Origin of the sequence: Alkalibacillus haloalkaliphilus C5 (assembly GCF_000269905.1) — a bacterium.
GTDB lineage: Bacteria > Bacillota > Bacilli > Bacillales > Alkalibacillaceae > Alkalibacillus > Alkalibacillus haloalkaliphilus_A.
The window spans coordinates 1-12,780 of record NZ_AKIF01000083.1 but is presented as its reverse complement, the minus strand read 5'-3'; the positions used below and the strand labels follow the sequence as shown (position 1 = coordinate 12,780).

The 12,780-nt window shown below is 33.8% G+C and carries 13 protein-coding genes and 5 pseudogenes; 15 read left to right on the top strand and 3 right to left on the bottom strand.

The window, feature by feature from the left end; all coding sequences use genetic code 11:
- Positions 1–19: 19 nt before the first annotated feature.
- The 9 genes and pseudogenes from A194_RS0109810 (at position 20) to A194_RS0109765 (ending at position 6,126) form a co-directional block, all read left to right on the top strand.
- Positions 20–442, top strand: a complete 423-nt coding sequence (locus tag A194_RS0109810) for an NUDIX hydrolase (protein WP_017186674.1) — start codon at positions 20–22, stop codon at positions 440–442.
- Positions 443–851: 409 nt separating this feature from the next.
- Complete coding sequence (locus tag A194_RS0109805; protein WP_017186673.1) at positions 852–1,091, top strand: hypothetical protein; 240 nt, start codon at positions 852–854, stop codon at positions 1,089–1,091.
- Positions 1,092–1,165: 74 nt separating this feature from the next.
- Positions 1,166–1,947 (top strand): annotated as a pseudogene (locus A194_RS18100) (class I SAM-dependent methyltransferase).
- Positions 1,948–1,991: 44 nt separating this feature from the next.
- Positions 1,992–2,393, top strand: a complete 402-nt coding sequence (locus A194_RS0109795) for a cytidine deaminase (RefSeq protein WP_017186672.1) — start codon at positions 1,992–1,994, stop codon at positions 2,391–2,393.
- A gap of 91 nt (positions 2,394–2,484) precedes the next feature.
- Entirely contained in the window at positions 2,485–2,886 is a 402-nt protein-coding gene (locus A194_RS0109790) for a nucleoside 2-deoxyribosyltransferase (RefSeq protein WP_017186671.1), read from the top strand.
- Between the two features lie 20 nt (positions 2,887–2,906).
- Positions 2,907–3,608 (top strand): Type 1 glutamine amidotransferase-like domain-containing protein, encoded by a 702-nt coding sequence (locus A194_RS0109785; protein ID WP_017186670.1) that lies wholly within the window; start codon positions 2,907–2,909, stop codon positions 3,606–3,608.
- A gap of 43 nt (positions 3,609–3,651) precedes the next feature.
- Positions 3,652–4,071: pseudogene (locus tag A194_RS18095) on the top strand (HAD family hydrolase); the annotation flags it as partial.
- A gap of 575 nt (positions 4,072–4,646) precedes the next feature.
- Positions 4,647–5,384: a hypothetical protein gene (locus A194_RS0109770; RefSeq protein ID WP_017186668.1), complete on the top strand. Its 738-nt coding sequence runs from the start codon at positions 4,647–4,649 to the stop codon at positions 5,382–5,384.
- A gap of 16 nt (positions 5,385–5,400) precedes the next feature.
- Positions 5,401–6,126 carry a hypothetical protein gene (locus tag A194_RS0109765; protein ID WP_017186667.1) on the top strand — a complete coding sequence of 242 codons (726 nt, stop codon included), beginning with the start codon at positions 5,401–5,403 and terminating at the stop codon, positions 6,124–6,126.
- A gap of 86 nt (positions 6,127–6,212) precedes the next feature.
- Here A194_RS0109765 and A194_RS0109760 read toward each other — a convergent pair whose 3' ends face one another.
- Positions 6,213–7,526: an ISL3 family transposase gene (locus tag A194_RS0109760; protein WP_017186666.1), complete on the bottom strand. Its 1,314-nt coding sequence runs from the start codon at positions 7,524–7,526 to the stop codon at positions 6,213–6,215.
- A gap of 1 nt (position 7,527) precedes the next feature.
- Positions 7,528–7,677 (bottom strand): hypothetical protein, encoded by a 150-nt coding sequence (locus A194_RS20290; protein ID WP_017186665.1) that lies wholly within the window; start codon positions 7,675–7,677, stop codon positions 7,528–7,530.
- Positions 7,678–7,812: 135 nt separating this feature from the next.
- On the opposite strand from A194_RS20290, the pseudogene A194_RS19790 reads away from it, so the two are divergent.
- From A194_RS19790 to A194_RS0109735, 4 genes and pseudogenes are all read left to right on the top strand, one after another.
- Positions 7,813–8,085: pseudogene (locus A194_RS19790) on the top strand (HAD family hydrolase); the annotation flags it as partial.
- A gap of 18 nt (positions 8,086–8,103) precedes the next feature.
- Positions 8,104–8,637 carry a YdcF family protein gene (locus A194_RS18090; RefSeq protein ID WP_017186663.1) on the top strand — a complete coding sequence of 178 codons (534 nt, stop codon included), beginning with the start codon at positions 8,104–8,106 and terminating at the stop codon, positions 8,635–8,637.
- A 178-nt stretch (positions 8,638–8,815) separates the two neighbouring features.
- Positions 8,816–9,040, top strand: a complete 225-nt coding sequence (locus A194_RS19420; RefSeq protein WP_272942210.1) for an NUDIX hydrolase — start codon at positions 8,816–8,818, stop codon at positions 9,038–9,040.
- A 26-nt stretch (positions 9,041–9,066) separates the two neighbouring features.
- Positions 9,067–9,513, top strand: coding sequence for a DUF4871 domain-containing protein (locus A194_RS0109735; protein ID WP_017186661.1), 447 nt, complete (start codon positions 9,067–9,069; stop codon positions 9,511–9,513).
- 420 nt (positions 9,514–9,933) lie between these two features.
- On the opposite strand, the gene A194_RS0109730 is transcribed toward A194_RS0109735, so the two are convergent.
- Positions 9,934–10,599, bottom strand: coding sequence for a helix-turn-helix transcriptional regulator (locus A194_RS0109730; RefSeq protein WP_017186660.1), 666 nt, complete (start codon positions 10,597–10,599; stop codon positions 9,934–9,936).
- A gap of 894 nt (positions 10,600–11,493) precedes the next feature.
- Here A194_RS0109730 and A194_RS18080 point away from each other — a divergent pair.
- Together A194_RS18080 and A194_RS18075 are read left to right on the top strand one after the other, a co-directional pair.
- Positions 11,494–11,867: pseudogene (locus tag A194_RS18080) on the top strand (RidA family protein).
- Positions 11,868–11,930: 63 nt separating this feature from the next.
- Positions 11,931–12,780 (top strand): annotated as a pseudogene (locus tag A194_RS18075) (pyridoxal-phosphate dependent enzyme); the annotation flags it as partial.

Genomic DNA, 12,780 nt, shown 5'->3' with positions numbered 1-12,780 from the left:
GGAAAAAGGGGTTTGAATTATGTTCATAATAAATGTAGAAGGTGCCATTCATAGTGATGGAAAATGGCTATTAATACGAAGAAGCGAAAAAGAAGAGCACGCTGGTGGGTTACTTTCACTAGTTGGTGGAAAGTGTGAAATCGAAGGAAACTCAAGAGATATTTTAGAAAGAACTTTACATAGAGAAATACTAGAAGAAGTAGGCATTGAAGTAGAGGTTTCTAAGTATGTGAATAGCTCTTCATTCGTCACTGATAAGGGTTTAAATGTGATCGACCTTGTATTCCTTTGCGAGCACAAATCAGGAGAGGCTTATGCTAAGAGTAGTGATGAAGTTGATGAGGTGATCTGGATGACAATTTCTGAAATTTTATCCCGTTCCGATGCGCCAGGCTATCTAAAAGATAATGTAGAACTTGCGGATATAAAATTAGAGCAATAGATTAAGAGATTTATGTGTGAGTTAGGAGATTTAATATGGATGCGGTTAATTTATTATTTAACATTTTACATTAAAACAACTTAATAGCAAACTACTTTGGTTTAGTCTATTGGTTTGTACTTTAATAACTATATTGATTCCAAGTCGATTTATTAGTGATGGCATGGGGAAATATACGTATGGCTATCCTTTTACGAATGTAACAACATATCAAAGAGAACCTACTAGCAATTGGTTGGAACCAACTTCTTCACTGGAAATGATGGTTTATAAATTAATCCACTTAGTATTGTATTGAATGTAATCGTCATTTATTTTGTTATTACCTTTATTTTTAAGAAAATATATCTATGAAATCATACTTCTTAACATACGATTGCGATTGTTTAATAAGGAGGGAGGCTTTCTATTGAGAAATGGTAATGATAAAGGTTTGGTTTATTGGAAGTTAAATTATAGGGCAAAGTTCATTAGAACATTATGGATCAGCCTTTTTATAATTCCGACAATCATCATGATGATGATTGCAGACATATCTATTCAAATGATTATTATGGCAAGTGTACTTATGTTTGTTACTTCTGTTGCACAATTGATTTATACATATGTGAAATGGAAGGATGAATCCAAATGTGGGGAATCGGAATGAAAGCTATTTATTAACAAGGTAGGTTGTTAAAGAGAGCTATAATTAATGTCACAACTTTAATTAGGGAGAACACAATGGATACAACAGAACAAAATAGTCATGCATGGGATCAAAAGGTTGAAGAAGGATCTAGGTACACTCAAGCTGTAAGTAGTGAAGTTATTGAAAAAAGCAAATCTGGTGAATGGCAAATTACTGTCACAACTGAAAAGTCAGTTCCTAGAGATTGGTTTCCTAAATCCTTAGGTGGATTAAAGATCCTTTGCTTAGCTTCAGGTGGAGGTCAACAAGCACCAGTCTAGCAGCGGCAGGAGCAGATGTAACAGTGACTGATATATCTAAAAAGCAATTGGAACAAGATGAGAAGGTAGCTAAACGAGATGACTTAACTTTAAAAACGATTCAAGGTGATATGTCAGACCTTAGTGACTTTGATGATGAGTATTTTGATATTGTCGTCAATCCTGTTTCTAATTTGTTTGTAAAAGATGTTCAGCCTGTATGGAATGAGGTTTCAAGAGTGTTGAAAAATCAAGGCGTTTTAATTGCTGGATTTACTAACCCTTTATTATGGATATTTGATGATGATCAAGAAAGAAAAGGTATTCTTGATGTTAAACACTCAATTCCTTCATCAACATTGGATTATTTACCAGAGGATAAAGTAGATGATTATATCAATTCAGGTCAAACAGTAGAATACGCTCACACCCTCGAAGACCAAATTCAAGGTCAAATTGATGCAGGATTTGTTATTACAGGATTTTATGAGGATGATTTTGGCGGAACGAGAATTTTAGACAGGCACATAAAAACTTTTATGGCTACAAGGGCTTTAAAACTAAATGTAGTTTAAGTTGAACTGGGCGATCAACAATTGGTGGAGAGAGGAGCAAGAAAATGAACATCGAACAAAAACTTTATCAAACAGCAATAGACTTGATAGAAAAAAGATATCCTTCTGGTTGGGGTGGAGCCGCAGCCATGTATACCGAGGATGGTCAAATCTTAACAAGTGTATCACCTGACGTGATCAACGCTTCAACTGAATTATGTATTGAAACTGGAGCAATCCTTGAAGCGCATAAACTTAATACGGCGGTCACGCATACAATTTGTGTTGCAAGAGAAGATGAAAATGCTGATTTTACAGTATTAACCCCCTGTGGAGTATGTCAAGAAAGGCTTTTTTACTGGGGAGAAAATGTTAAAGCAGCTGTAACCAATGATGAAGGAAAGTTGCTTTATAAAACATTAAAAGAAATCCAGCCGTATCATTGGTATAAGGCTTATAAAGAGTAATTTTATATATTCAAAACGGACGATTATTCAAGGATGATATTCGAGGCATACTGAAATTAAGTAGTTTAACTGATTAAGGGGAAGTAAATTAATGAAAAAATTTTACGTCGCATCAAGTTTTAAAAATAAAGATACAGTACGTAGGGTTAGTAATGAGTTGAAAAACAACGGTTTTATTCCAACATATGATTGGACACAAAATGAAAGAGCTACCACAACTCATGATCTAATAGTTATAGGACAAGAAGAAAAAAATGCTGTAATGGAAGCAGATTTCATTATTGTCTTACTACCAGGAGGGAAAGGTAGTCACATAGAGTTTGGTATAGCACTTGGACAAGGAAAGAGAATTTATCTATACTCATCCAATAATGAAGTAAATGACCTTGAAACTGCGAGTACGTTTTATCATTTATCTGAAGTAGAGAAATGTATTGGATCTATTGAAGATTTAATAAAGACTGTAACAAATAGCCAAACGAATAAGGCATAAAATAGAAGGAAGGTAAGCTGATGAAACAAATAATAGCTCTTGGAGGCGGTGGTTTCTCTATGGAGCCAGAAAATCCGTTGTTAGATTTATATGTACTTAATCAATCAAATAAAATAACCCCCAAGATCTGTTTCATTCCTACAGCTAGTGGAGATTCAGAAAACTACATATCAAGGTTTTATAACTTCTTTGAAAAACAAAATTGTAAACCTTCACATCTATCACTATTTAAACCACCTACAAGAGACTTGGAAAGCTTTCTATTAGAGAAAGACATCATTTATGTTGGTGGTGGTAACACCAAAAACTTGTTGATCTTATGGAAAGAATGGGGAATAGATGCGATTTTAAAAAAGGCTTGGGAACAAGGAATAGTATTAGCAGGTATCAGTGCAGGTTCCATTTGTTGGTTTGAAGAAGGGGTTTCTGATTCATTTGGAGATAAGCTCGAACCACTGAAATGTTTAGGATTCTTAAAAGGAAGTAATTGCCCTCATTATGATGGCGAAGAAAATAGAAGGCCTGCTTATCACGAACTTGTAGCTAAGGGTAAAGTAAAATCAGGTTTTGCCACTGATGACGGTGTCGCTCTTCATTATATTGATCAAGAAGTAAGTAAAATTGTAAGCTCAAGAACAAATTCCAAGGCTTATAAAGTATATTTGGATAAGGCAGTTAAAGAAATTGAATTAGGGACTGAGTATTTGGGAAATAGCTTTTAAGCCAGGTTCAACATTGGAAGTTTACGGTTTAAGGGGGAGTTAAATGAAAAGTTATAAAGCAATGTTATTTGATTTAGATGATACATTACTTAATAGAGATCAGGCCGTTGATCAAATGTTTTCGATTATCTATGAAAAGTGTTATGAGAATGTTCCTCTATTAGTACAGAACAAAATGTTGCAGAGGTTTAAAGAGCATGATCTAAAAGGTTATGGCAATGGTGATAAAGAACAGGTTCTAAAACCTTTTTTCGATGAATTCCCACCTATATATCCTTTGCCAAACAACAATGACATACAAGGTTTTTGGGATTATCATTTCCCTCGTTGTTTTTCTATAAACCAAAACACGAACGATGCGATAAATAATATAAAGAAGCAAGTTAAAGTTGGCATTATAACAAACGGCTCAACTCAGAGACAGAACGCAAAAATAAATAACACTCATTTAAATGGGGTCTTCGGAATATATAGTGGAAAAGGGCTTATAATTCACCCTTCTTCAATTTCTTTAGAAATATGGAAAAACGAATACCAAAGTTAACTAAATTCCATAAAGATGCTCTTTCGTTATAGATGAATTATGAAAAAAATATCCAATATACTTTAGAAGTTAAAAACATATAAAAAAAGCATTTAATTTACTTTTCTATTCATCTACCCATATAGTTATAGTAAAGTTTTAGTTCAAAAGCCTTCTGTTGCAATACCTAATGCAATGTATAATTAGTGCGAATCTAAATATAAATTGAAAATTTGAATAAAAATTAAATAAAAAATAGTACATTATAACTATTAAATTAATGGGATTTTTTCCGATATTAAAAATAATATCTTTTTAAGGAAGGATATTACTTATAGCTTTATAATGACTATTATATTTGTTGTAGTTGTAAGTTAATCAATTCCCAAAATTTTTGAAAGGTGGTACTCAAAATGAAAAAGTTTATTTTAATATTTCTTGTAACTTTATTAATGTCCCCAATTGCTATTAGTGCGGATACGAGCACCCCGGATTAAGTAGAAGATGCCATAGAATTGCCTAGAAACGATAAGACCGATAGAACAATGCCGGAGAAGAATCACCTAACTGAAATCAACTCAGATACTGACAGTAGAGTTTATAAAATTGAGTTAGGAATGAACCCTACAGAGAAATTAACTATTGTATCACAAAAAACCTATGACATAGTGATAACTGATTCGAATGGTAATACTATTATACAAAGAAATGAAATTGGCGAGGAAGGTAGTAGACAAGTAGAATTCCCAACTGACAATTATGGTGACTATTACTTATTCATCACACCTTCAGATGATGGGAGAACCCAATATCCCTATAGTTTAAGAGTCATAGTTGGGGAACCTATTTATTTATATTATGGAAATGAGTACCAAATCAATCTTCTGAATTCGTCTTTAACACCTACTAACACTACCAGTAGGATACAATACTTTGATTTATCAGACATAGATTCTATACCTGAAGGCTCGATATTAACAGGCTTTACAGTGGGGGGTACTGAAGTTAACCGATCTTCTCTTAGCCTTTATAGTATAAAAAGAAGTTTGAGACCTAATTCTAGCTTAAATTGGATAGATGCAACCTATCCTTTATATAGCCCTAGTGATTTAGATGTTGCACCTAAGAGTGATCAAATCTTGGTAAAGCAGGGTTGGGCATTTAGGCATTCTGCCGACTTTTATCCAGGCGAAACTGCTACCTATACTTTAACTCCAAAGATTACTTTAGATTATAAAATAGAGATGAAGTGAGGTTTGAAAAGGTCAAATGGTCCCTAGTATTCAAAGATTACTAAATAATTATTTTGATAAAAGTAATGTCCAACAACAAAATTTCCGTAACACAGTTTCACAATCAATAGAGAGAACTGATGGTGTTCATTCTAATAAGAATGTAGAAATATATAATCCCAAAACTAATAAAGTGAAATACAATGATAAATCTATTTCACCACGGTTACAGGTTGACAGAAATTACAATTTAACTATTGAAGAAAACAAAGTATACAGTGTGGATACAGATTATGGATTGATAAACTATCAATTTAATAATGATTCAAATTCAAGTTACGTTCAAACACTGCATTACGATAATCAAATTAGTGATGAGAAACGTGTCCATCTAGAGAAAAACAGGCAATTTTTAACTCATTTACAGACGTTTGCAGAGACTGGAAGAATTAATATTATGTATACTGCAAGAGAAGCTAGTGAAGTACTAGAAGGATTTAATAGATTGGGAATCAATACCGAAGAGCCTTTCACTATAAATAATAAACCGACAAGATATAGGATCGATCCTTCTGGTGTTATTCATGAAGTTGATCTTGAGAGTAGAGGAATGAAAGAGAAGGACTGGAGAAAGTTTGGACATGATGAAAATACTATATTTATAATTCAAGGTAAAGAGTACAAAATGGACGAGAATGGTCAACTTCCTTTACCAGAAGATTATGTCCATAAACATGAGCAAGTACAAATTATTAATAAATAATGTTCAGTAACATAATATTTCTAGCACCCTGAAATTTATATAGGGTGCTTTTTTCTTGGATTTTCGGATTTATGGTGGAACGGAACTTATAGCTCTCCCTTTTCCAACTCCTTAATAAATGTGGTGAAGTCGATACCAAAGTTATCTGAAACGTTGTGATCTGTAACGTGGTCAAACATATTTGGTAAAGCATCGTAAAAAGCATTTTTATTAAAACGAGGTTTCCGCTTTTTATGAAGCTTTTCGTTGAATAAAATTTTTGCCCTTAAAGAATCGAAAGAATATCCTTTTCCCAGTCGTTCAACATGACGTATAATGCTATTTATAGACTCTGTATATGCGTTAGTAAGTCTTTTATCAAAGTGATTGAATATTTCTTCATTCCAATTGTCTACGGCTCTAACAAGGTCTTTATAAGCATCTTTAACATTACTGGATACACAACGCTGACGCCAATTTATATATCGTTTTTCTCCTTCTTGTGAACTTGGCGTATCCCATATCTTATAGAATTCTTCTTTGAGTTCATAGGCTTCCTTCAAATCAGGAATATTTCCAAGCCAAGTTTCTAAAAGTAGCAATTCACGGTCGATTAGATCGTGCCTGCGTTTGAGAAGTATAAACCTATCACGCATAAGTGTTCTTCTTCCTTTTGGTGTCATATTAGTTCTTAAAGATTTCCTAACACTATCCAAGGCTTGATTTGCCATACGGACTACATGAAACTTATCTACCACCACTTTAGCGTGTGGAAGGACGATATTCACTGCATCTTTGTAAGGTTTCCACATATCCATTGTGACGTATTCGATATAAGACCTATCTTCAATCTCTAAAAGGCGTTTAATGACTGTATCCTTGTTACGATCCTTTTTGATGTCATAGATAGTTCTCCGTTCGACGTTGGTAAGTACCAGACGAGGTTTACGAATGATGTGTATTTCATCTATCCCAAGCCATTTAGGAGTCTCAAATTGGTATTCTCTTTCTTTAAATGCCGCATAGTCCTTAAAGACGTTCCTAACGGTCTTCTCGTCAACACCAACGCTTTCTGCGACTTCTACAAAGGTCTTAGACATTGATTGCTCTTCAATGGATTCTAACAGCCTTCTGGTCATACTACGCTTTTCGTCAATGGATATAAGACGTTCCCAAAAGGTCGAGTCACACTCACGACACTTATAACGTCTACGGTTCAATTGTAAGCCAACTCGCTTTAAACGAATGGGCAAATCCATAATCAATTGTTTTCGTGAGCTGTGCTTATATAACTTGTCAAAACCACATTCTGGACAACGTTCTGGAGGATAGATTGCTTCCACTTTAAACATCATATCGGTTTCATTCTCTTGTGGTGGTTCGATTGCTGTAAGATCTGGGAGGAATAATAAGTCGTTCATATTACACCTGAACCAACTCTGGATTTTGATAGATATTACCAATAATTTTTAAATTGCATTCAAGTGTCTTATCATCCACATATTGTACTTCATTTGTCATATGCCAATGTGAGTACAAATTTATCCAAGCACGAAACTTAAACTCTCTCATTACCATCACTCCTATCATTTGATAGGTTAATTATACCAATAAAGGATAATGATATTCCACTAAATAATCCGATTTATGATTAAATTGTTGTTAAACTATTAAACTGGGTTTTCCACTATATATTCCGAAGACCCTTTAAATGAATGGTTTGAAACAATCATTATTTCTGAAGAAGTAGGGTTCAGTAAACCTGACAAACGTATATTTGAAATAGCATTAAATAAGCTTAATGTGCCACCTGAAGATGCATTATTTGTTGGAGATCACATAGAAAATGATATTGGTGGCTGTCAAAATGCAGGTATAGACGGTATATGGTTTAACCCTCGTCAGATCCAGAATAATTCTGAAATTAAACCTTTTGCTGAGGTCGATTCTTTTGATCGTTTGTTAAGTTATATCCAATAACCAACAGTGAGGTGAACTATGTTAGTTAAAATATCCCAGCTAGAACCTGACCAACTTACTGATTTACAAATGACAGAGCTCTTATATGAAAACATTGAAGACGATTTTGAGAATGGTGATTTAATATTTGTTCCAGGGAGTAGTAAAGCTGTGCAGTACCGTTTACCTATAGCTGTTCAGTTGTATCAAGAAGGTAGAGCAGGGAAAATTCTATTCTCAGGAGGTGTGACTTGGGAAGGTTCAAGTTTGCCAGAGTCACACTTACTAAAGGAAAAAGCTATTGAACAAGGTGTCCCTAAGAAGGATGTTTTAGTTGAAGACTTATCACTACATACGAAAGAAAATGTATTATCTTCGATGCTAGTTTTAGATCGAGCATTTGATTTACATAATATTAAGCGTGTAATTGTTGTGACGACAGCTTTTCATATGCGCAGACTTTATTTAACCCTAAAAACATACATGCCTGATTGGATTGAATTTACTTTGTGTGCTGTGAATGATCGTACATCGAGAATCGATAATTGGTTTAAGACGGATCGTGGTAGATAAAAAGTAGAATCTGAAACTAGTAAGTTAATAGATTATGTTAAAAAAGGTGTGATTGTTGATGATTATGTTGATTTAACAGACTTTCATCAAAACGCAACGACAGAATAGTTTAAGAAGAGGCTATATAGAGCTTGGAAGAATATTAGTGAAAATTTGGTTATGATCAGCAGCGGTCTGTATTAGTAGAAGTAATGAATTGTTAATGGTAAGGGCTTTTGACTCGGATGAATGGGCTGTTCCATCAGGAGGGATCGAAGAAGGTGAAAGTCCAGAGTTTGCCTGTATTAGGGAGGTTAAAGAAGAAACAGGTTATGATGTGAAGGCCTATTCAGAAGATAAAAACTTTCTGCTTGAGCAATCAGAGGGCTCTTGTTCAACTAATGTAAGGAGAAGAGTTGAATAAGGTGATTATTAGAATGGAGGTTATATATGAAAAAATATGATCTTTTATTAGTTTCTTTGTTGATGCTTTTTTCTCTCTTTCTAGCTGGATGTACTCAAGAAGAGAATTGGGAAGAAAGTGAAATGTTTGAATCGAATGGATATACTATGCTAGGCATAGAGGACAGATTAGGTTTTATTTACGATGATGATGTTACAAGGTTTTATGCCGGTGAGGCAAATAAATATATGTGGCATTTTTGGGGAGACCAGGAAGAATTTGATGTTAGAGAAGTGACGGTTAATGCTACTCATGAATTGAATGATAAAACCATTACTCTAATAGAAGGACAGACATTAGGAGGCGCAAATAATGGTGCTGTTAAGCATATGCCTTCAAACATATCTCTACCCAAAAGTGGTATGTGGAAATTAGATGCTTATGTTGGTGATAGTCTGCACGGTTCTGTATTTGTTAAGGTCTACGAAGAGTAGGGATTCCACATACTCAACTAACGAGGGCAAGAGTTTAACAGGGCGATCAAGAAAATTGGTCGCCATTTTATTGATACAATTATTGGAATATTATGTTAACATTGATGTAGAAGATATTGACGAACGCAGCAGTTTCGGTTAAGTATATATTCTCACAAAACAGAAGAAAGCTGATATTCCTTAAGTGGAAAATCTGCTTTTCATGTTCAACCTTTTTCGAAGTTAGTGCGTGGTTGACCTATACTATGCAGTAAGTATTTTCAATTTTGGGTGGCTTGGTGCAAGAATCACTTTGAAACGGGGGAGTATACTTAAGTAGGGAAAAAAGTTATCTAGAAAACAAAAAGGCGTTTGGAAAATGAGGACATTTCCAAATGCCTTTTGTCTACACTGTAAACCAGTTATATATAACTGGTTTTTTCATTTCTCAGTCAATTGTTTTTTTATTTCATCTAAATAACTGTATACGGTAACTTTTGAAATACCAAGCCTTTCTGCCACTTTATCTACAGATCCTTTGATTAGAAAAATCCCTTTCTCATCCATAAACTTGATTAATTTAATTTTTTCTTTTCTTTTTAACTCTTCGGTTCCGTGATTGGCAATAATGCGATCTATTAAATCGTCTGCAATTTCTACTACATTTTCCATAAGTTCCACATTTTCTTCTTCATTTTCTTCTTCTTCTTCTTCATCTTGTCCAATACCCATAAAATCATCTAGAAATTCCTTAAAATGAATCATGCTTTCAAAACTATAATTAACACAAAGTGCCCCAATAACTTTTTCGTTCGAATCTCTAATTAAAGCAGTAGATGATTTTATTTCCTTTCCATCGTCGGTACGTATTTTATAATTTGCCAAATAATCATTCTCAAACTTACTAGATAGAAGCACTTGCTTCACTAGGTGATCGAAAGCCTGTCCAACTTTTCTTCCTGTTACATGATTATTAACAGCGTAAATCACTGAGTTTTGAGGAACGGTTAAGTCATGAATGACGACCTCACAATTCCGTCCAAAGGTCTTAGCGATTAAATTAGCGATTGGGATGTACTTTTTTAATTCTTTATTACTGATATTCATAAGATGGTCCCTTCTTTTTAAACGATAACTAATTCTTCGAATCATTTTTTGTATAAAATATATAATTTTTTATACAAAAATCTCTATTGTATTGACTTTTTTATAAATTTTTATATAATTTTAATAAATGATAATGATTTAATTCTATTTTATATAATTTTTTATGCGTTTTCAAACTAAGTCATATAAAAGTTTCTTTTTTGAGTTGAATAATTAAATCTCCTTTGTAATTTTTACAATTAACCTAAACTGATGACTACTTTGGTCATCGATTAGTTGATAAAAAAGTTTATTAAATCCTACCTACTCAATTGCAACCATGAAAATACTCACTCCCACAAGCTTATCAAAAAAATAAAAAGGAGCCGATAAAATGAAATATTACTGCTTTCCAAAGGCGAAGTTGTTGAAGAAATCCAAATCGACTGTCGGGCAAAACTGCAGTAAATGATTTTGTATTTTACTGATTGATTCAGTTTATTCACATATTTAATAATGGAAGGAAGAGTAACGATGATCGATTTAAATGCAATGGGTAACACTGAGCTTCTACTTTAGCAGCTCTGAAATTGCCTTCATGATTTCATCTAATGATTACTTAACGGGCATGGAGAGCGCTTTTTGATACTACAGGTAGTGCGATTCAAGATACAGCCGTTGCAGTTGCTGTCTATGAAAAGGCTATATCACTTGAAAAAGGAAAACTTTTAAATATTTACGAATAACCAGTCATGAAACGCCGTTAAAGGATTGAATTAATAAGATTGATGGACGAAATAGGCATTTTTTCAATGAAGGATCTGCTGGAAGGTCGCATCTATGTAAGGCATTTCCAAAGTAACAGTTTTAGTTATTTGGATGAAATCAAAGCTAAATCAAGTTAAGGAGAATAAAATGAAAAGCATATTTGAAGTAGGAAACTTAAAATCTAATGGGCACTATGCATTAGCAACAGTTAATCAGAACACTGTCTATGTATCAGGCAATTTGCCATTAATCCAGAAACCTGTGAAAAGAAATTTGGCACAATTGAAGAAGAAACATTACAAGCACTTAAGAATGTTGAAATGATTGTAGAAGCAGCTGGAAGTAAAAAAGAGAAGATTTTGCGTATGACATTATATATTCCGGATGTGAAATTATGGGATAAAGTAGATACTGTATATAAGGAATTTTTCGGTGAACATAAACCAGTACGTACCGTTGTACCAACAAATGAATTACATTTTGGATTCAAAATTGAAATTGATGCCATTGCATATATTTAGTCTTATTTTTTCCTGTTTTGTATGAAAAAAATTAGTTAATATTGTTTAAAGGATTGATTAACGATGAAACAATTTATTTGTAACAGTTGTGGGAAAATGCATGATATTACACCAACTATATGGAAATGTGAGTGTGGGGGAGTATTAAACATAGTAAAAGATACCCCGAAAGTTGATATTAAAGTTTGGAATAACTATCCAAACTCATTATGGCGTTATTTTGAAACTATGCCATTCGAAAAAGATTCTAAGACATGGGAATCCGTGACAATGGGTGAAGGTCAATCACCATTAATCGTTCTAGATCCTATGGAGCCAAATACGTATGTAAAAGTTGATTATATGATGCCTACATTATCCTTTAAAGATAGAGGGGCCGTTGTTTGATGACAAAGGCTAAAGAATTAGGGGTATCAAAGGTCATTGCTGATAGTAGTGGTAATGCAGGAACGGCGATCGCAGCTTATGCAGCTCGTTGTAATATTGCCTGTGATATTTATTTAAGCGACGAAACATCCCCGAAAAAAATTGCTCAAGTCAAAGCTCATGGTGCAACGATTAAAGAAATTCGTGGTACACGAGAGGACATTGCAGCTGCTGCTCAAAGAGCAGTAGAAGAAGAAAATGTATTTTACGCAAGTCATGTGTATAATCCATACTTTTATGAAGGAACGAAAACATATGCCTATGAAGTTTTTGAACAATTAAAAGGTGCGCCTGATGTATTAATTATTCCAGTTGGTAACGGTACACTTCTACTTGGTGCATATTATGGTTTTAAAGAGTTATTGGAAAATGGATTAATAGAGAGAGTGCCGAAGATTATTGCTATCCAAGCAGCGAATTGTGCGCCTCTTGTAAATGCCTACAAACATGGTGAGGTAACAGCGAAACCTATTAAGAAAGAAGTATA